We start from the raw sequence: 18,408 nt of genomic DNA, 5'->3' as shown, positions 1-18,408 counted from the left end.
CATCAGCGGGATTATTTTCGTACAGAATTTATTATACCCGTTTTTTCGTTCATTTTCCACCTATTTTATCGTCAAAATTACGGCGATATATCCGCTCTAAATTGTAAAATATTTTGCTAACTGATAAAAATTCCGCTCAGGATACAGTTGACGCAGACAGACCGCTGCCGTACAATAAAAAAAAGACGCAAGCGTCTGATAAAAGGAAGGAGAATCTCTATGAACAAAATCGGAAAGGCAATGCTCTGCACCGTACTGACCGGCGCAATGGCTGTCGGAGCCGCAGGCGCGGCTGACCTCGGTTCCCTGTCTCCGCAGGGTGCTAAGGCGTATCTGAATCAGATCACCACCCTGCAGAATAAGTATGGCAAGGCTGCCGCTCGCACGGACGATGGCTTCAAGGGACTGCTGACCGGCCTCTCCATGGCAAAGCTGGTGGATATGGACGGCGACGGCACGCCCGAGCTGTACTGCGGCGCAGGTCTGAACGGCCAGCATATGTATTCGTATGCGGATGGGAAAATCTACGCGCTGGAGATTCCGGAGGGCGTGAGCAACTTCGGCACGGATGTTTCGCCGTGCACCCAGTTTTACGTTGGCAGGGACAAGGCGTATCTGGTCTCCGGTCAGGAAGTGATGAATAACAATCCGGTCACCTTCTGGACCAAACAGGGCGATAAAGCCGTTGTGGTCCTCACCTACACGGACGGCTTCGACTGGGATGCCGAGACACCGACACCAGTCAAAACTATCAACGGTCAGTCCGTTACCGCAGAGGAATTTTCTTCCGCTATCCTCGACTTCACCGGCGATATGGACGAGCAATATTACTCCTTCTGGGAAAGCCCTTACAACAGCGACCGTGCGCTGTCTCCGCGTGCGGCTCTGCAGGATACCATCGCCTTTCTGCGCAAGCTGACCAACCCGACCGCAAAGGTCTCGACCCACAAGGTAACGCTCAACGGCGAGTCGGCAAAGCTTGGCGCGTACACCATCAACGGCAGCAACTACTTCAAGCTGCGCGATCTTGCGAAAGCACTCGACGGTCTGAACACCAATTTTGAGGTCAAGTGGAACGCGGCGCAGCAGCGCATTGACCTGACCAGCAAGACCGCCTACACCGCGGTCGGCGGTGAGCAGGCCGCCCTGCCCGCCGGCAATAAGGCCGCATCTCTCACGAACGCCTCCGTTTATCTGGACGGCAAGCCGCTTTCCCTTACCGCCTATTCCATCGGCGGCAACAACTACTTCAAGCTGCGCGACCTTGGCGACGCCCTCGGCTTCGGCGTGGATTGGAACGCGGACACCATGACTATGATCCTGACCGTGAAATAAAAAACACGCTGCACACAGCAGAAAGCCACCGTTTCAAAGAAACGGTGGCTTTTTCATGCTCAAAACGAAATCTTACTGATTTGCTTCGATGTAGTTTACGATGTCACCGATGGTGCTCATCTTAGCAGCTTCCTCGTCGGAAATCGTTACGCCGAAGTTCTCCTCGAGGTCCATCATCAGCTCTACAACGTCCAGAGAGTCTGCGTTCAGGTCTTCCTTAACCTTGGTGTCCATGGTCATGGTGGAAGCATCAGCGTCAAACTTGTCTGCCAGGATTTCACATACCTTTTCAAACATGGGATTTACACTCCTTCATTACTTTCTTGATTTATTGTTCTGAAAACTCCGACTCTGCGGAATTTTTCATACCGTTTCTGCAGCATCGTGTCGATGTCCGGCTCAGCATCCAGCTCTGCAAGCTGGTCGCGCAGCGTGCGCGCCACATTGCGGATAAGCTGTGCGGAGGATGTGCCCTCCTGAATGATGCCTTCGATCATACCGAAGCTGTACAGGTCCTGCGCGGTGATATGCAGCGTGTCCGCTGCCTCCGCCTCGCGCTTGGGGTCCTTCCAGAGAATGGACGCGCAGCCGCGCGGCGAAATAACCGAATACAGGGCGTTCTCAAGCATGAGCACACGGTCTGCCACCGCCAGCGCCAGTGCGCCGCCGGAGCCGCCCTCACCCGTCACGATAGAGATGACCGGGGTTTTCAGCTCGATAAACTCATACAAACAGCGGGCAATGGCCTCGCCCTGACCGCGTTCCTCCGCGCCTACGCCGCAGAACGCGCCGCCGGTGTCAACAAAGTTGATGACCGGGCGGTGGAATTTCTCCGCCTGATGCGCGAGACGCAGGGCCTTTCGATAGCCCTCCGGGTGCGCCATGCCGAAGTTGGCGTCCATATTCTGCTCAATGGTGCGGCCCTTGCGGTGGCCGATTACCGTCACCGGTGTGCCGTTGAAGTAGCCAACGCCGCCGAGGATGGCATGGTCGTCCGAAAAATAGCGGTCGCCGTGCAGCTCGGTGAAGTCGGTGAACAGCTCATTGATATAGTCCGTGATCATCGGACGCTTGGTATCGTGAATGATACGCATTTTTTCACTTGCGGGTTTGTTAATCACGACGCCACACCTGCCATTTCTTGGACTTGGAGCCGCAGTGCAGCTTCAAGAGTTTTTCCAGCGTTTCTCTGAGTTGATTACGCGGAACTATTTTATCACAGAAACCGTGCGATAGCAAGAACTCCGAGGACTGAAAATCGTCCGGGAGGGTCTGACCGATGGTTCCCTCGATAACACGGCGGCCGGCAAAGCCGATGGTCGTACGCGGCTCCGCGAGGATAATATCGCCCAGCATGGCGAACGACGCGGTAACGCCGCCCGTGGTCGGGTCGGTCAGCACGGTGATATACAGCAGTCCGGCGTCCGAGTGACGGCGCGCCGCCGCGGACACCTTGGCCATCTGCAGCAGCGAAAACATGCCCTCCTGCATGCGCGCACCGCCGGAGCAGGTAAACAGCACAACAGGCAGACCCTTTTCGGTCGCGTACTCAAACAGGCGGGTCAGCTTTTCGCCAACGACCGAACCCATGGACGCCATCATGAAATGGCTGTCCATGACGCCGATCGCAGTTTCCACACCGCCGATCTTACACACGCCGGTCTTGACCGCGTCCGGCATGCCGACCTTTTCAGCCAGCTCTGCCGTTTTCTCTGCGTATCCCGGGAAGTGGATCGGGTCCGCCGGTGCCAGATTGGCGTACAGCTCCTCAAAGCTGTCCTTATCCGCGATCTGACGGATGCGCGTGCGCGCGAGCAGTCGTCCGTATCGTCCGCAGTGCGGGCACACATACAGATTCTTGCCGTAGGCATACGCCTTCAGTTCTGCGCCGCAGCCCTTGCAGGTTACGACCTTGGCCGCTTCGTCCTCCTGCGGTTTCATTTCCATAGAGGTCTCGCGTGTTTTTTGAAACAGGTCGATCAGACCCATGCGTAACTCCCCTTTCGTTTGGAGGCAGTACCGCACGATTGGCCTTCGGCGCTTTGCGGCTGTTTTGCCCCCTGGTTTTGTTGCGTACTTTTGCAATACAGCGTACTGCTGCAAGTCCGCGCCGCACCAGTGAACAAAACATCTCGCAAATCGCTCTTGTCCAACCGTGCGGTACTGCCTCTGAAATCCTTCGGATTACAAAAACTTCGCTTTTTAAAATACGCTGATTTTGTAAGACCTTCGGATTCAACTATGCTTGTGCTAAATCTATTATACCATAATAAATGATTTAGTCAAAATCGCCGTTTGCGATGGAATTAACATTAAAGTTTGCTTCCACAAACGCCTTCGAGCACAGGATGTGCATCTGATAGTCGGTTGCGGTCACAACGCCCTCAAACAGCATCTCCGCGAGGGCACGGCGCATGCGAACGATGGCCTGCTCACGGTCGGCGCCGTAGACGATCAGCTTGCCGATCATGGAATCGTAAAACGGCGGAATCTTATATCCCTGATAAGCCGCGGAATCCACGCGCACGCCGGGACCGCCCGGCAGATGCAAGGACACCAGTGTGCCCGGACAGGGCGCAAAGTTTCTCGACGGGTCCTCCGCGTTGATGCGGCACTCGATGGCGTGACCGCGGATGGTCAGATCCTCCTGCTTAAAGGACAGCGGCTCGCCTGCCGCCACGCGAAGCTGCTCGCAGACCAGATCTACGCCGGTGACCTCCTCGGTGACCGGGTGCTCGACCTGAATGCGGGTGTTCATCTCGCAGAAGTAGAAATTGCGGTCGTTATCGACTAAAAATTCGATCGTACCCGCGTTTCGGTAGCCGACGCGCTTTGCCAACGCAACAGCCGCCGAGGTCATCTTCTCGCGCAGCTCGGGCGTAACGAAAGCCGACGGACTTTCCTCGATCAGCTTCTGGTGACGGCGCTGCACCGAGCACTCACGCTCGAACAGGTGCACCACGTTACCGTAGTTATCGCCCAGAATCTGCACCTCGATATGGCGCGGATTGTGAATATATTTTTCCATGTACAGGCGGCCGTCACCGAAGTTGGCGATAGCCTCTGCAGAGGCGCTGTCGTACGCGTCCTTGAGGTCCTTGACGCTCTCCGCCACGCGGATGCCCTTGCCGCCGCCGCCGGATGCCGCCTTGAGCATGACCGGATAGCCGATGCGCTCGGCCTCGGAGATGGCTTCGTCAAAATCGCGCAGCGGGCCGTCCGTGCCGAGCGCGACCGGAACGCCTGCGGCGATCGCGTTGCGCTTTGCCTCGGATTTGTCGCCCATCAGGCGGATAGTTGCTGCAGTCGGGCCGATAAACGCCAGACCGGCCTGCGTGATGCGCTCGGCAAAATCCGGATTCTCGGACAGGAAGCCGAAGCCCGGATGAATGGCCTGACAGCCGGAAGCCAGCGCCGCCGAAATGATATTATCCATATTCAGGTAGCTGTCCGCCGCACGGGCCGGACCGATGCAGACCGCTTCGTCCGCGATCTGCGCGTGCAGCGCTTCGCGGTCAGCCTCGGAGTAAACGGCCACCGAGATAACGCCTAAATCACGGCAGGCCTGAATAATGCGGACCGCAATCTCGCCGCGGTTCGCAATGAGTACCTTCTGAAACATTCGATTAGCTCTCTCCCGCCTCAGTCATTGATGACCATGCATTTGATCTCCGCTTCGGCGGCCTTCTCGTCCCCAACCCAGGCAATGCCTTCGGCTACTGCCATCGGGCCGCGGCGCTTGGTGAAGGTAACTTCCAGACGAAGGGTATCGCCCGGCTTTGCCATTGCGCGGAATTTCGCCTTGTCAATGCCGGTGTAGACCGCAGTCTTGCCCTTGAATTCGGGCAGAGACAGCAGCGCTACGCCGCCTGCCTGCGCGAGCGCCTCCAGACGGAACACCGCGGGCATGATCGGGTTGCCCGGAAAGTGGCCCTGGAAGAAGAACTCGTCGCCGGTCAGGTGCAACGCACCGACTACATGGTTCTCGTCCATTTCGAGGATCTCGTCCACCAGAAGCATCGGCGGACGGTGCGGAAGGATCTCCATGATCTGTTCTTTGTTCAGCATATTATAATCCCTCTCCTTACAAAATGCAAGTGAAACACGCAATACAGCACTAATTATGCGGTAAAACCGCAATGCTTTGCATTGCGCATGAAATAGAAGCGCCTTGCGCTTCGTAAAAACCCGCGACATGTGCGGCGCAGCGCGAACGGCGTCGCGCAAGGTTAGCGCTGGGTTTTTACACCCCGACTCAGCCGTCTTGGGCGCTATCCTTGTGCGACTTCTTGGTCGCACTGCGCGCGGCGACATTCGGGTATCGAAAACAGGTTTCTACGGAACCTGTTTTCGTATATAGGGGGCTTGTGAAGCCCCCTATAAGCGTCATTCGATTACGCAGAGCACCTGATTGTATTCAACCATATCGCCCGGCTGTGCCATAATGCGGATGATCTTGCCGTCGCACGGTGCCTTGATCTCGTTCATGATCTTCATCGCCTCGATGATGCAGAGGGTATCGCCCTCCTTCACCTGCTGACCGACCAGCACGAACGGCGGTTCGTCCGGAGACGGAGAAGAATAAAACGTGCCGACCAGCGGGCTCTTCACCTGCGTGCCTGCCGGAAGCTGCTCCTCAGCCGCTGGTGCCGCGTCTGCGCTCTCCGCTGCGGGTGCTGCCGCCGGCGCCGCTGCGGGTGCCGCCGCTGCTACCGATGCTGCAGCGATCACGGGAGCCGGTTCAGCTGCCTTGATCTTGATTTTTACGTCATCCAGTTCGAGCTCGACCTCGCCCAGCTTTTTTGCAGCCAGCGCGTCCATCAGCTCAAGCGCGATGTCTTTCAATTCTTTGATGTCCATTTTTATACCTTCTTGATCAGGATGCAGGCGTTGTGGCCGCCAAAGCCGAGCGAGTTGGAGATGGCAACATTGATCGGCATCTCAACCGCCTTGTTCGGGGTGATATCCAGATCACACTCCGGATCCGGCTCCTTGTAGCCGATGGTCGGCGGTACAATGCCCTCGCGGATTGCCATAACGCAGGCAATGGCCTCAACCGCAGCCGCGCCGCCCAGCAGATGGCCGGTCATGGACTTGGTGGAGGATACCTTCACGTTGTAAGCCTCCTCGCCAAACGCCTTCTTGATGGCAATGGTCTCATACTTTTCATTCAGCGGCGTGGAGGTGCCGTGCGCGTTGATATAGTCAACGTCAGCCGGGGTCAGACCGGCATCCTCAATGGCACCGCGGATGGCGTGTGCAGCCGCATCGCCGTCCGGAGACGGGCTGGTGATGTGGTAAGCGTCGCCGGAGGCACCGTAGCCTGCCACCTCTGCCAGAATGGTCGCGCCGCGCTGCTGTGCGTGCGTCAGGCTCTCGAGTACGAGACAGCCTGCGCCTTCGCCCATGACAAAGCCGGAACGGCGTGCGTCAAACGGGATGGAAGCCGCCGTCGGATCCTCACCCATGTGAACCGCCTTCATATTCTGGAAGCCTGCCATCGAGATCGGGATAATGCCGTTCTCGGTGCCACCGCAGACAACGACATCCTGATAGCCGTGGCGGATGGCGCGCATTGCCTCACCGATCGAGTGGTTGCCGGTCGCGCACGCGGAAACCGGGCAGAAATTCTCACCCTTGAAGCCGAAGTGCATGGAGATATACGCCGCCGCGATGTTGGCGATCATCTCCGGAATAGCGAACGGCGAAACGCGGCCGGGACCCTTTTCGAGCAGCTTCGGGACCTCCTGCTCGGCAACATGCAGACCGCCTACGCCCGAGCCGAAGATAACGCCCGTGCGATAGGGATCGAAATTGCCTTCCTTGAGGCCTGCCTGCTCGACAGCCTGGATCGCTGCCGCCATTGCGTAATGCACATTTGCATCTGCGCGGCGCGCCTCACGCTTCTCCATATACTGGGTCGGGTCGAAGTCCTTGACCTCTGCACCCAGCTTTACCTTAAAATCGGATACATCAAACTTGGTGATGGGACCGATGCCGCACTTGCCGGTCTTGAGCGACTCCCAAAACGACGGCACATCGTTGCCGACCGGAGTGATGGCACCCATGCCGGTGATTACTACACGTTCCATATATTTGCTCCTTCATTCCAATATCACGCATTTATCTAATCGCAATTTTTATTCCACGCAGCAAAAAGGTATCACCGGATAATTCGGCAAGAGCAATTTGCGCAGGAATTTTGCGTTCTGATTAGGCGCGGGTTTGCAGCAATACTTTGTGTATTGCAAAAATCCGGAACGACATCAGAGCGGAAAATTACCGCAAAGTGCCGCAGGCGAATTGTCCGGTGATGCCTTAATAAAGTCCGCCGTCAGCGATGATCGTCTGGCCGGAAATATAGCTTGCAGCGTCGGAGGCCAGAAAGGCAACCACGCCTGCGATTTCCTCCGGCTTGCCGAAACGGCCGAGCGCGATCTGCTTCTTGGCGTTCTCGCGGATGTCCTCGGGCACCTTGTCGCTCATCTCGGTGGCGATCCAGCCCGGAGCGACTGCGTTTACCGTAATGCCGCGCGCACCCAGCTCCTTGGCGGCGGTCTTGGTCATGCCGACCATACCCGCCTTGGCAGCGGTGTAGTTGATCTGGCCGTAGTTTCCGGTGAACGCCGAAACCGAGGTGATGTTGATAATGCGGCCCTGCTTGGCGCGCATCATCATCGCACCGCACAGGCTGAGCATGTTGAATGCGCCCTTGAGGTTGGTGCGGATAACATCATCGAACTGGTCCTCCTTCATGCGGACCATCAGACCGTCGCGGGTGATGCCCGCATTGTTGACGAGAACGAACGGTACGCCGATCTCTTCCTTAATTTCCTTGAGAGCGGTGCTGCAGGCGTCATAGTCCGCAACATCCCACTTCTTCACATAAGCGTTGACGCCGTGCGCGCGGCACTTCTCCGCCACAGCCTCAGCCTTTTCGACCGAGGACGCACAATTGATGAGGACGTCGAAGCCGTCCTGCGCCAGCTTTTCCGCGATTGCCGCGCCAATGCCGCGGGAACCGCCGGTTACGATTGCTAAGCTCATTGTTTACTCCATTCTATAGACAGGCAGGAGTGAGGAGTTTTCCTATCTCTTCACTCTCCGCTCTTATTCAAATCTCTTGTAAGCGTTCTTCAGAAGGTCCTCCGCCTGTGCGGTCATGCCCTTGAGGATCTCCTCGCACGGATGCAGCTCCTTGAGCATACCCGCAATCTGACCGGACATAAAGGTGCCCTCCTCATAGTTGCCGTCCTGCACGGCCTTGCGCAGCGAACCGGCGGTTGCCTTCTCAAGCTCCTCAAGAGAGGCATCGGTGTTCTGCTTCTCGAGCTCGAGGCACTTGCGCGCCATCGGGGTCTTGAGCGAACGCACCGGATGACCGGACGGACGACCGGTAACAACGGTCGAAATGTCGGTAGCCTTGAGGACGAGTTCCTTATACTTTTCCGAGATCTGACACTCCGGTGTTGCAAGGAAGATCGTGCCGCACTGTACGCCTTCGGCGCCGAGCATCATGGCAGCTGCCATGCCGCGGCCGTCCGCAATGCCGCCTGCGGCGATGACCGGAATGCTCAGTGCGTCTACGACCTGCGGAACGAGCGGCATGGTGGTCAGCTCACCGATGTGGCCGCCGCCTTCCATACCCTCTGCGATAACCGCATCTGCACCTGCGCGCTCCATGCGCTTTGCCAGTGCAACCGAAGCAACGACCGGCATAACCTTAATGCCTGCGTTCTTCCAGTCCGCGATATACTTGCCCGGATTGCCTGCGCCGGTGGTCAGCACTTCGATCTTCTCGTCGATAGCCAGCTGCGCCAGATCATCCGCATTCGGGGAGAGCAGCATGATGTTCATACCGAGCGGCTTGTCCGTGATGGCACGCGCCTTATGGATCTCCTCACGGATGTAATCCACCGGAGCCGCGCCGCCCGCGATAATGCCCAGACCGCCTGCCTTGGAAACCGCAGCAGCCAGATGGTGCTCCGCGATCCACGCCATAGCGCCCTGCACGATCGGGTATTCGATACCGAGAAGTTCTGTGATCTTGGTTTTCATAGGTCATTCTCCCCTTTTATACAGGTAATTTCTTGTAATTCTAAATCTATCAAGTTATTATAGCATATTTTTCACGAAATGTAACCAAATGTTATTGCGCTGAATATCTGGTATCGTACATTTCTGTTGAATATTGTACTGTAATTACAATTTCAGCACAAAAGCGCCATAAGTAAGTCCTCCGCCGAAGCCGGTGCAGACAATGGTCTGACCCTCGTGCAGCAGGCCGTTCTTACGCATTTCGTTCAGGCAGATCGGCACGCTTGCCGACGAGGTATTGCCGAAACGGTCCATATTGACGTAGATCTTCTCCTTCGGCAGATGGTATCTGCGTGCAATAACATCCAGAATACGCAGATTCGCTTGATGCGGTACCACCCAGTCGATTTCCTCTGCGGTGACGCCCGCCCGCTTGAGTGCGGTGTCGATCGCAAGCGGTACGGCTCTTGCGGTGAAGCGCACGACCGGTGCACCCTGCATTTTCAGGAAACGCGCCTTCGGATCCACCGTGCGGTCACCGGAAAGCGGATCCTCGACCGGCAGGGCTTCCATGTGCAGGTACTCTGCGCCCGAACCGTCTGCCGCGGTGAAAGTGGACAGAATGCCGACCGTTTCGTCCTCAGTCGCCTGATAAACGGCCGCAGCGGCACCGTCGCCGAACAGAATGCAGGTCGAGCGGTCGGTGTAGTCCACGATGCGCGAAAGCGTTTCCGCCGATACAACCAGCACGGTCTTTGCCTTGCCGGATTTAATGTAGCTGTCCGCAATGTCGGTCGCGGAGACAAAGCCGGTGCAGGCATTGTTGATATCGAACGCGCCGACCTGACGCGCACCCAGCTTGTCCTGCAGGATAGACGCCGTATTCGGCGTGTTGGTATCCGGCGAGCAGGTGCTGACGAGAATGAGGTCCAGCTCCTCTGCGGTGATGCCTGCGTCCGCGAGTGCGTCCTGTGCGGCACCGAGCGCCAGCTCCCATGTATGTGTATTCTTTGCGATGCGGCGCTCGCGCACACCGGTGCGCTGCACGATCCACTCATCGTTGGTATCGACCATTTTTTCCAGCATGGCGTTGGTCAGGACAAAATCCGGTATGCACGCGCCCGTGCCGATCAGTTTACTGTTGATGATTTCCACGCTCCTAAAAAGTCCAAATCGCTCTCCCAAAAAGCGTGGAAAAGCGACAATAGTTAGATTGACAAAGTATTCTCCGACTATTATAATAAAAGCACAGTAAATTGTCAAGACAGACCGTTATTATTTAGCAACACTTTGTGCGAAAAATATCTATTAAAATACGGTGCTGTCAGCGTTTGATTATTATTTTGGAGGAACGAAACGTGAACTACGGTTTTGCATTTTTCCCGGGTCAGGGCGCACAGGCCCCCGGCATGGGCAAGGATCTTTATGAGAACTCGCAGGCTGCCAAGCTGGTTTTTGAGGAAGCAAGCGAAGGCGCCGGTCTGGATGTAGCCAAGCTGTGCTTTGAGAGCGACAAGGCAACGCTCTCCCGCACGGAGAACAGCCAGATCGCAATTTTCACCCATTCCATGGCAGCCTGGGCTGCACTGAAGGAAGCAGGCGTGGAATTCAAGGCAGCGGCAGGCTTCTCGCTCGGTGAATACACCGCACTGGCGGCTGCAGGCGTTGTTTCCCTCGCAGACGGCGTAAAGATCGTTTCCATGCGCGGCAAGCTGATGCAGCAGGCAGCGGACTCGATCGACGGCGGCATGGCGGCTATCCTCGGTCTGGAGGACAGCGTAATTGAAGAAGCCTGCGCGAAGGTGACCTCCGGCGTGGTCCGTCCGGTAAACTATAACTGCCCGGGTCAGCTGGTTATCGCAGGTGAAAAGGCGGCTCTCGCAGAGGCGATCGAAAACTGCAAGGCTGCAGGCGCACGCCGTGCGCTCCCGCTTGCGGTATCCGGTGCATTCCACACCCCGCTGATGGCAAAGGCTGCCGCAGAGCTGCGCGCTTACGTTGCGGACTTTACCTTCTCCGCACCGAAGATGGATATTTACTCCAACCTCGACGGCAAGGTTTACGACTGCTCCGACCTGCCGGCACACCTCGAGCAGCACATGATCTCTCCGGTTCGCTGGACGCAGCTGGTGAAGAACGGCATGGCTGCCGGTCTGACCTCGGCGTGCGAGATCGGTCCGGGCAAGACGCTGACCGGCTTTGCGGGCAAGATCAGCAAGGAGCTGACCTGCAAGACCGTGCAGGATATTGCGGGCGTGCAGGCTGCAGCCGAATGATTTTCGACCGAAAACGCATAGAGACAGTAAAAAGGCACCTCATTGAGGTGCCTTTTGTTATCCCAGAAAACCCAAATGCTCCAGCAGGATTTTGAGACCCATCAGGATCAGTACGATACCGCCGAACAGCTCTGCGCGGGACTTGTACTTTGTGCCGAACACATGGCCGATCTTCACGCCGATGCACGACAGCACAAACGTGGTTGCACCGATGAACGACACCGCCGGAACGATATCGACCTGCAGGAACGCAAACGTCACACCGACCGCAAGCGCATCAATGCTCGTGGCAACCGCAAGCGGCAGCATGGTCATAAAGCGGAACGAATCGCTGACGCTTTCGTCATCGTGCTCGCGCGACTCGCGCACCATGTTTGCGCCAATAAGCCCCAGCAGCACAAAGGCGATCCAGTGATCAATGCTCGTGATGAGCGACTGAAAGCGCACGCCGAGTGCAAAGCCGATGAGCGGCATCAAAAGCTGAAAGCCGCCGAAATACAGTCCGCAGATGACCGCGTGCTTAGCCTTGAGCGTGCGCACGCTCAGTCCCTTGCAGACAGACACCGCGAACGCATCCATCGACAGACCGACTGCGATTAAAAATAACTCCAATAAACCCATTTTCTTGTCCTCCTCAGTCGTTTATCCGGCGGAAAACAGGCACAAAAAAAGACCCATCTGCCGCGTAGAACAGATAAGTCTCGTCATTTCATGCAAAACCAGAGGAGCGTCCTCCCCAGTATGTTGGCTCTGCCGCGCGGCGGAACGCTCCGCGCCGACTACTCCCTTATTGCGATTTATCTTAGCATATGCGCAGCCGAAAGTCAATATGCGGGCAAAATTGTTGCCCTATGCAAACCGAAAAGCCGATACGGAAACGGCGGCACAGGCTGTCCGGTGTGCCCGAACCGCGCAGGCGGTTCGCCCTGTCCGGGCGGGGAGCTTTGCCGTGAACCACAGCGGGGATTGCCGCTACGCGCGGCAGGCGCACAAGAGGGTAGACAACCTGCGGTTTTCCACCCTCTTGTGAATCTCCCCTTTTCCCTACTACCTTGGGTGCAGATGGTAGACTGCGTAAGCAGGAAAAGGACGCGGCAGTCGGGTTACCTCAGCGTGTCTTTCTCCGCCTTTTCGCAGTTCACAGACAGATTACTGCTACACATACCGGCTACTTCCCGCAGGCGCGGCATCCCCGTGCCGCGCAACTCGTAAGTCTGGAGTTTGCGGACAGCACCTACGGATTAGGCGTTCGGTGCAATTTATCCTCGCAGGCCCTGTCCATCATAACGCGCTAACGAATTGCGCGGCACGGATATGCCGCGCCTGCGTGGAGTAAACCGCCTGTGTAGCAGTAACATAGCCGAAATGCGAATATGCGGATACCGCGCGGAAGAAAAAATCCTCTGCCGTTCCCCTATTTCGCAGCGGTCACATGTAGGCAATCTGCGCCAGACCCTCCAAGGGAAAGGGGGGATTCACAAGAGGGTGGAAACCGCAGGTGTCTACCCTCTTGTGCCCCCGCCGGGTAGGCGCATTTTCCGACGTTTTCCCTTGTGCAATGCCGCAAAATGCGCTATACTTATTTTATATGACTTGAAAAAAGAGGTTACAGCAATGAAACTCCAAACCAGACTGGCGGTGCTGGTGTGCAAGGCATCGGGCGCTGTTCTGCGCAAGCTGGGACGCGGCGGCACCAACCTGCCGGGCAAGCTGGCACTGAAAATTGATAAAAATATTCTGGGTGAGCTGTCGCGCGGCGTAAAGGTCACGGTCGTGACCGGCACGAACGGCAAGACCACCACCTCCCGCATGATCGAGCAGGCGTTTGCCGATGCGGGACTCAAATATTTCTCCAACAAGTCGGGCGCGAACCTGCTGACCGGCATCATCGCGGTATTCGCGCAGCACGCCACCCTGTCCGGCAAATGCCCGTACACGCACGCGCTCATCGAATGCGACGAGGCGGCCTTCCGCAAAACGAGTGAATACCTGCCAGTCGAATGTCTGGTCGTCAACAACATTTTCCGCGACCAGCTTGACCGCTACGGCGAAATTACGCACACGCTCAACGCCATCCGCGAGGGTATCACGCACGTTCCGGATGCAACACTCTGCCTGAACGCGGACTGTTCGCTCACCGCTTCCCTTGCGGGCAGCGTGCCGAACAAGATCGTCTGGTTCGGCGTGAATGTCCCGATCTACAAGGAGACCGCGCACGAGCTGTCCGACGCGCCGTACTGCATCCACTGCAAGACCGAATATGAGTACGATTACATCACCTACGGTCATCTCGGCGGCTTCCGCTGCCCGAAGTGCGGCTACCACCGCCAGACACCGCAGGTCGCTGTCACCAAGGTACTCGCCACCGGCGCGGACTCGTCCGACATCGTACTGGACATCTTCGGTCACGAGCACGAGGTACACGTCAACCTGCCGGGCGGCTACAACATCTACAACGCCGCCGCAGAGGCCGCTGTCGCGCATGTTGTCGGCATTGAGGAGCAGACCGCGGTCAGCGCGCTTTCTCAGTTTGAGTGCGGCTTCGGCCGTGCCGAGCAGTTCAAACTCGGTCAGGCACAGGCGCGCATGATGCTGGTCAAGAATCCTGCCGGCTTCAATCAGGTCATCAACCTGATCGCGCACGATGAGGGCAATTACAAGCTGGCATTCCTGCTCAACGACCGCTTCGCGGACGGCACGGACATCAGCTGGATCTGGGATGTTGATTTTGAGGCGCTCGCTGACCAGCAGGTGCGCTTTACGCGCGTACTGGTTTCCGGCGTGCGTGCGGATGATATGGCGCTGCGTCTCAAGTACGCAGGCTTTGCACCCGAGCGTATCGAGGTTATCCGCGAGTACGACAAGCTGCTGACCGAGATCGGCTCGGATGAGACACCGGCATTCCTTATGCCGACATACACCGCCATGTTCGACCTGCGCGGTGAGATCAGCAAACACACAGACGTCAAGGCGTTCTACGAATAAGGGGGGGCAACTGCAATGGAACTGAATATCTGCCATCTTTACCCCGACATTCTCAATCTGTACGGTGACCGGGGCAACATTATCACGATGAAGCGCCGTCTGGAGAGCCGCGGCATCAGCGTCAATGTGGACGAGTGCTCAATCGGTCAGCCGCTCGATGTGAATAAGTACGACATTTTCTTCATCGGCGGCGGACAGGACTTCGAGCAGGAGGTGCTGCTGCGCGACCTCGCCTCCGGCAAGGGCAAGGACATCCGCACCGCTGTTGAGGAGGAGAAGGTGTTCCTCGCCATCTGCGGCGGCTACCAGATGCTCGGCCAGTATTACAAAACGTGGGACGGCGTGCAGCTCGACTTCATCGGCGCGATCAACGTGCACACCATCGGCGCGAAAGAGCGCATGATCGGCAACTACATGTACCGCACAACGCCCGAGAGCAGCGGCTCCATCGTGGTCGGCTTTGAGAATCACTCGGGCAAAACCTATCTCGGTGAGGATGTCGCGCCGCTCGGCATGATGATAAAGGGCTACGGCAACAACGGCGAGGACCAGACCGAGGGCGCACGCTACAACAACGTGTTCGCCACCTACTCGCACGGCTCGCTGCTGCCGAAGAATCCCGTGCTGTGCGACTTTATCCTGCAGACCGCGCTCGACCGCCGCTACGGCAAGACCGAGCCGCTCGTGCCGCTCAACGATACTCTCGAGCTGAACGCGCACAATTATATGGAGCAGCGATTGAGCAAGTAATTAGGAATTTGGAATGAGTAATTCGTAATTGACGCGGTGACGGAGATTTCCTGCACCGGCTTTGCGGGGTGCCCGAACCGCGTGAGCGGTTTGCAATTTCCGGGCGAGGACATTGCGGCGTCCGCCGCGGGGACAAAGAGGAAGATTCACAAAAAGGAGGAAACCGTTGGTTTCCTCCTTTTTGTGCGCCTGCGGCAATACTCTCCGCCCGGAAAGAGCGTACCGCTGCGCGGTTCATGTGCACCGGAAAGCGAGTGCAGAGAAAAACCGCCGCCGGTCAGCCAACCCATTACGCAATTCCTAATTCCTGCTTAAAATCCTTCTCGATGTACCATCTGATAGAGCAGCGCATTGACAATGGACGCGGCTACATTCGAGCCGCCCTTGCGGCCCCGCGCGATGATATACGGCGTGTCCCCGCCGATGAACAGCTCCTTCGCCTCGACCACGTTGACAAATCCGACCGGCACGCCGATGACGAGCGCAGGCGCGACAATGCCTTCCTCAATCAACTCATGCAGACGGATAAGCGCAGTCGGCGCATTGCCGATGGCGAAGATGAGCGGGCCTTCCAATTTGGCGGCGTGCTCCATCGAAACGACCGCCCGCGTGACACCGCGAGCCTTGGCCTCGCTCGCCACCTGCTCGTCCGCCATCAGGCAGACCGCCTTTCCGCCGAGCTTTGCCAGCGTCGCCTTGCTCACCCCGGAGAGCGCCATATTGGTATCGGTAACCACCGTCGCCCCTGCCGCAAGCGCAGCTTTTGCCCTGCCTATCACGTCCGGCGAAAACGCGAGGCTGTCCGCGTAGTCAAAATCCGCCGTGGTGTGAATGACGCGCTTGACCACCTCGGCGATGCCTGCCGGAAACGTGCGCTCACCCAGCTCGGCGGTGATGATTTCAAACGACCGCTTTTCAATGTCCTGCGGCTTCATGTATCCGTTCAAAATTCGATTCCCTCCCGCGCAGCGATGCCCTTCTCAAACGGGTGCCGCTGCATTTTCATTTCTGTAATGTAGTCCGCGTGTGCCTGCAGCACTTCGGACGGACCCCGTCCAGTCAGTACGACCTCGAGCGTTTCCGGCTTGGTCTCAAGGAATTTTACGACCGTTTTCTCATCCAGAAAGCCGCACGAGATTGCCGCGCAGACCTCATCCAGCACGAGCAGCCGCGCGTGCTCCCGCACGGCAAAGCCGGTTGCCGCATCGAAGGTGCGGGTGAGCGCGTCCGCTGTCTCCCGCTTCTCCGCATCCGTCATGCGGAAGGAGAACTTGCCGACCGGATTTGCCGCCATAACGGTCACTTCGGGCAATTTCGCCAGCACACGGCACTCCCCCGAAGTCCCATCCTTGAGAAACTGCGCGAACACGACCTTGTTTCCGCGTCCCGCGCAGCGCACCGCCAGACCAACCGACGCCGTAGTCTTGCCCTTGCCGTCGCCGCAGTAAATATGAATGAGTCCCGTCATGCTTTTCCCTCCATTATACGATAAATTCGTTCCATATCGAGCGATTTTCGCACCGAATCCGCCAGTTTGTCGTACTGCTGCTCCTTGTAGGCGTGTGTGTCGAGCGCTTCACCGGTGAGCGTCACGCCCTTCTTTTGCGCCAGTGCCTGCGCCGTCCGCAGCGCCGCCTCCGGCGCATCGAACACGCCGTGCAGATAAGTGCCGAAGGCGTTTTCTGTCTGACAGCCGTCCTCGATTTCGCCTTCCCTGCGAAGCAATCGAACGAGCGGCTTTGCACTCGCGTCGCGCACGGTTTCGCCCATGTGAATCTCGTAGCCCTCGACCGCCAGACCGCTCAGATCGGACAGCACGCCGTCAATCTCTAGCAGCGTGCCGCGCGTCTGCGTCGTGGTCTTGCTCGGGCGGAACACCGTGTCGATCGGCAGCAGCTTCATGCCGCGCAGACTGCCGCCGCCCTCGGTGTTGTCCGGGTCGGAGACCGTGCGTCCCATCATCTGGTAGCCGCCGCAGATACCGAAAACCGGTGTGCCTGCCGCGTGCGCCTTGAGAATCTGCGCCTCCATGCCGCTCTCGCGCAGCCAGCGCAGGTCTGCCAGCGTGGACTTGGTGCCCGGCAGGATAATCAGGTCGGCTCCGGCAAGCTGTGCCGGTTTGTCCGCGTACGCGACGCTCACGCCGGATACACGCGAAAGTGCGGAAAAATCCGTGAAATTGGACAGTCTCGGCAGCTTTACCACCGCAATGTTCACCAGTGCGGGAGCAGCCTTTGCGTCCAGACGCTCGGACAGGCTGTCCTCATCGTCGATGTCAAAATGACCGTACGGCACCACGCCGATGACCGGCTTGCCGGTCAAATCCTCGAGCTGCGTCAGACCCGGCCGCAGAATCTCCACGTCACCGCGGAATTTGTTAATGATGAGACCGTGAATGCGCGCCTGCTCGTCCTCCTCGAGCAGCTTGACCGTACCGTACAGCGACGCGAACACGCCGCCGCGGTCGATGTCGCCGACCAGCAGAACGGGCGCATTCACCAGCTTCGCCAGACCCATATTGACAATATCATCCTGCTTGAGATTGATCTCCGCCGGACTGCCCGCCCCCTCGATCACGATAATGTCATTCTCGGCGGCAAGGCTGTCAAATGCGTCCTTGATAATGGGCAAAAGCGCCTTTTTGTGCCCCCAATATTCGCGCGCGGTGCGGTTTCCCTGCGCCTCGCCCATGATGATGACCTGCGAGCCAACATCGCTTGTCGGCTTGAGCAAAATCGGGTTCATACGCACATCGGGCGCGATGCCTGCCGCCTCGGCCTGCACGACCTGCGCGCGGCCCATCTCCCTGCCGTCCGCCGTGATGAACGAATTGAGCGCCATGTTCTGTGACTTGAACGGCGCAACGCGGTAGCCATCCTGCCGGAAAATCCGGCACAGAGCCGCGCAGAGAAGGCTTTTGCCTGCATTCGAGCACGTTCCCTGTATCATGATAATTTTTGCCATTTGCAAACCTCCCGCATAATGGAAAATCGAAAATGGAGAATGGAAAATGTCACTGCCCTTG

Annotated in this window: 18 protein-coding genes; 4 read left to right on the top strand and 14 right to left on the bottom strand. The window is 57.6% G+C overall.

The features are described 5' to 3' along the window. The first annotated feature begins 219 nt into the window (after nt 1-219). The gene (locus DW806_RS02080; RefSeq protein WP_118728948.1) at nt 220-1,335 is read left to right on the top strand and encodes a stalk domain-containing protein; all 1,116 of its coding nucleotides are present in this window, start codon (nt 220-222) and stop codon (nt 1,333-1,335) included. 72 nt (nt 1,336-1,407) lie between these two features. On the opposite strand, the gene acpP is transcribed toward DW806_RS02080, so the two are convergent. The 10 genes from acpP to DW806_RS02030 form a co-directional block, all read right to left on the bottom strand. Continuing rightward, entirely contained in the window at nt 1,408-1,632 is a 225-nt protein-coding gene (gene acpP / locus DW806_RS02075; protein ID WP_110435152.1) for an acyl carrier protein, read from the bottom strand. Nucleotides 1,633-1,637: 5 nt separating this feature from the next. Beyond that, nucleotides 1,638-2,429: an acetyl-CoA carboxylase carboxyltransferase subunit alpha gene (locus DW806_RS02070; RefSeq protein WP_117751498.1), complete on the bottom strand. Its 792-nt coding sequence runs from the start codon at nt 2,427-2,429 to the stop codon at nt 1,638-1,640. 19 nt (nt 2,430-2,448) lie between these two features. After that, a complete protein-coding gene (accD, locus tag DW806_RS02065) occupies nt 2,449-3,324 on the bottom strand; it encodes an acetyl-CoA carboxylase, carboxyltransferase subunit beta (protein WP_110435153.1) in 876 nt (291 codons plus the stop codon). Nucleotides 3,325-3,613: 289 nt separating this feature from the next. Beyond that, nucleotides 3,614-4,957: an acetyl-CoA carboxylase biotin carboxylase subunit gene (gene accC, locus DW806_RS02060; protein WP_118728947.1), complete on the bottom strand. Its 1,344-nt coding sequence runs from the start codon at nt 4,955-4,957 to the stop codon at nt 3,614-3,616. Nucleotides 4,958-4,977: 20 nt separating this feature from the next. Beyond that, the gene (fabZ, locus tag DW806_RS02055) at nt 4,978-5,403 is read right to left on the bottom strand and encodes a 3-hydroxyacyl-ACP dehydratase FabZ (RefSeq protein ID WP_181967688.1); all 426 of its coding nucleotides are present in this window, start codon (nt 5,401-5,403) and stop codon (nt 4,978-4,980) included. A gap of 318 nt (nt 5,404-5,721) precedes the next feature. Continuing rightward, nucleotides 5,722-6,195, bottom strand: coding sequence for an acetyl-CoA carboxylase biotin carboxyl carrier protein (gene accB / locus DW806_RS02050; protein ID WP_118728946.1), 474 nt, complete (start codon nt 6,193-6,195; stop codon nt 5,722-5,724). A gap of 2 nt (nt 6,196-6,197) precedes the next feature. Continuing rightward, nucleotides 6,198-7,427 carry a beta-ketoacyl-ACP synthase II gene (gene fabF, locus DW806_RS02045; RefSeq protein ID WP_118360849.1) on the bottom strand — a complete coding sequence of 410 codons (1,230 nt, stop codon included), beginning with the start codon at nt 7,425-7,427 and terminating at the stop codon, nt 6,198-6,200. Between the two features lie 226 nt (nt 7,428-7,653). Then, a complete protein-coding gene (fabG, locus tag DW806_RS02040; RefSeq protein ID WP_110435157.1) occupies nt 7,654-8,382 on the bottom strand; it encodes a 3-oxoacyl-[acyl-carrier-protein] reductase in 729 nt (242 codons plus the stop codon). 63 nt (nt 8,383-8,445) lie between these two features. Beyond that, on the bottom strand, nt 8,446-9,393 hold the full coding sequence (gene fabK / locus DW806_RS02035; RefSeq protein WP_118478368.1) for an enoyl-[acyl-carrier-protein] reductase FabK: 948 nt from the start codon (nt 9,391-9,393) through the stop codon (nt 8,446-8,448). A 144-nt stretch (nt 9,394-9,537) separates the two neighbouring features. Next, nucleotides 9,538-10,527 (bottom strand): beta-ketoacyl-ACP synthase III, encoded by a 990-nt coding sequence (locus tag DW806_RS02030; RefSeq protein WP_227108866.1) that lies wholly within the window; start codon nt 10,525-10,527, stop codon nt 9,538-9,540. Between the two features lie 203 nt (nt 10,528-10,730). On the opposite strand from DW806_RS02030, the gene fabD reads away from it, so the two are divergent. Continuing rightward, nucleotides 10,731-11,648: an ACP S-malonyltransferase gene (gene fabD, locus DW806_RS02025; protein WP_118728945.1), complete on the top strand. Its 918-nt coding sequence runs from the start codon at nt 10,731-10,733 to the stop codon at nt 11,646-11,648. A 57-nt stretch (nt 11,649-11,705) separates the two neighbouring features. Here fabD and DW806_RS02020 read toward each other — a convergent pair whose 3' ends face one another. Next, on the bottom strand, nt 11,706-12,269 hold the full coding sequence (locus tag DW806_RS02020; protein WP_110435160.1) for a manganese efflux pump MntP: 564 nt from the start codon (nt 12,267-12,269) through the stop codon (nt 11,706-11,708). Nucleotides 12,270-13,262: 993 nt separating this feature from the next. Here DW806_RS02020 and DW806_RS02015 point away from each other — a divergent pair. Next, nucleotides 13,263-14,633: a Mur ligase family protein gene (locus tag DW806_RS02015; RefSeq protein WP_118728944.1), complete on the top strand. Its 1,371-nt coding sequence runs from the start codon at nt 13,263-13,265 to the stop codon at nt 14,631-14,633. A gap of 15 nt (nt 14,634-14,648) precedes the next feature. Continuing rightward, complete coding sequence (locus DW806_RS02010) at nt 14,649-15,383, top strand: type 1 glutamine amidotransferase (RefSeq protein ID WP_118728943.1); 735 nt, start codon at nt 14,649-14,651, stop codon at nt 15,381-15,383. 311 nt (nt 15,384-15,694) lie between these two features. Here the strand turns inward: DW806_RS02010 and DW806_RS02005 are convergent, their stop codons facing one another. Genes DW806_RS02005 through DW806_RS01995 form a run of 3 tightly spaced genes read right to left on the bottom strand, consistent with a single transcriptional unit; the run spans nt 15,695 to nt 18,347 of the window. Further along, entirely contained in the window at nt 15,695-16,318 is a 624-nt protein-coding gene (locus tag DW806_RS02005) for a precorrin-8X methylmutase (RefSeq protein WP_118728967.1), read from the bottom strand. Between the two features lie 8 nt (nt 16,319-16,326). Next, a complete protein-coding gene (locus DW806_RS02000; RefSeq protein ID WP_118728942.1) occupies nt 16,327-16,851 on the bottom strand; it encodes a cob(I)yrinic acid a,c-diamide adenosyltransferase in 525 nt (174 codons plus the stop codon). Then, nucleotides 16,848-18,347 (bottom strand): cobyric acid synthase, encoded by a 1,500-nt coding sequence (locus tag DW806_RS01995; protein ID WP_118728941.1) that lies wholly within the window; start codon nt 18,345-18,347, stop codon nt 16,848-16,850. The genes DW806_RS02000 and DW806_RS01995 overlap by 4 nt, the downstream gene beginning before the upstream one ends. Between the last annotated feature and the right edge of the window lie 61 nt (nt 18,348-18,408).

The organism is Butyricicoccus sp. AM32-19, from assembly GCF_003480365.1.
Lineage (GTDB): Bacteria > Bacillota > Clostridia > Oscillospirales > Butyricicoccaceae > Agathobaculum > Agathobaculum butyriciproducens.
The sequence above is the reverse complement of the archived record's forward strand: the minus strand, read 5'-3'. Positions and strand labels throughout refer to the sequence as shown.

Bases quoted from the DNA above. Each gene is read 5' to 3' on its own strand.
- DW806_RS02080 (WP_118728948.1), top strand. From the start codon at position 220: ATGAACAAAATCGGAAAGGCAATGCTCTGCACCGTACTGACCGGCGCA.
- acpP (WP_110435152.1), bottom strand. From the start codon at position 1,632: ATGTTTGAAAAGGTATGTGAAATCCTGGCAGACAAGTTTGACGCTGAT.
- DW806_RS02070 (WP_117751498.1), bottom strand. From the start codon at position 2,429: ATGCGTATCATTCACGATACCAAGCGTCCGATGATCACGGACTATATC.
- accD (WP_110435153.1), bottom strand. From the start codon at position 3,324: ATGGGTCTGATCGACCTGTTTCAAAAAACACGCGAGACCTCTATGGAA.
- accC (WP_118728947.1), bottom strand. From the start codon at position 4,957: ATGTTTCAGAAGGTACTCATTGCGAACCGCGGCGAGATTGCGGTCCGC.
- fabZ (WP_181967688.1), bottom strand. From the start codon at position 5,403: ATGCTGAACAAAGAACAGATCATGGAGATCCTTCCGCACCGTCCGCCG.
- accB (WP_118728946.1), bottom strand. From the start codon at position 6,195: ATGGACATCAAAGAATTGAAAGACATCGCGCTTGAGCTGATGGACGCG.
- fabF (WP_118360849.1), bottom strand. From the start codon at position 7,427: ATGGAACGTGTAGTAATCACCGGCATGGGTGCCATCACTCCGGTCGGC.
- fabG (WP_110435157.1), bottom strand. From the start codon at position 8,382: ATGAGCTTAGCAATCGTAACCGGCGGTTCCCGCGGCATTGGCGCGGCA.
- fabK (WP_118478368.1), bottom strand. From the start codon at position 9,393: ATGAAAACCAAGATCACAGAACTTCTCGGTATCGAATACCCGATCGTG.
- DW806_RS02020 (WP_110435160.1), bottom strand. From the start codon at position 12,269: ATGGGTTTATTGGAGTTATTTTTAATCGCAGTCGGTCTGTCGATGGAT.
- DW806_RS02015 (WP_118728944.1), top strand. From the start codon at position 13,263: ATGAAACTCCAAACCAGACTGGCGGTGCTGGTGTGCAAGGCATCGGGC.
- DW806_RS02010 (WP_118728943.1), top strand. From the start codon at position 14,649: ATGGAACTGAATATCTGCCATCTTTACCCCGACATTCTCAATCTGTAC.
- DW806_RS02005 (WP_118728967.1), bottom strand. From the start codon at position 16,318: ATGAAGCCGCAGGACATTGAAAAGCGGTCGTTTGAAATCATCACCGCC.
- DW806_RS02000 (WP_118728942.1), bottom strand. From the start codon at position 16,851: ATGACGGGACTCATTCATATTTACTGCGGCGACGGCAAGGGCAAGACT.
- DW806_RS01995 (WP_118728941.1), bottom strand. From the start codon at position 18,347: ATGGCAAAAATTATCATGATACAGGGAACGTGCTCGAATGCAGGCAAA.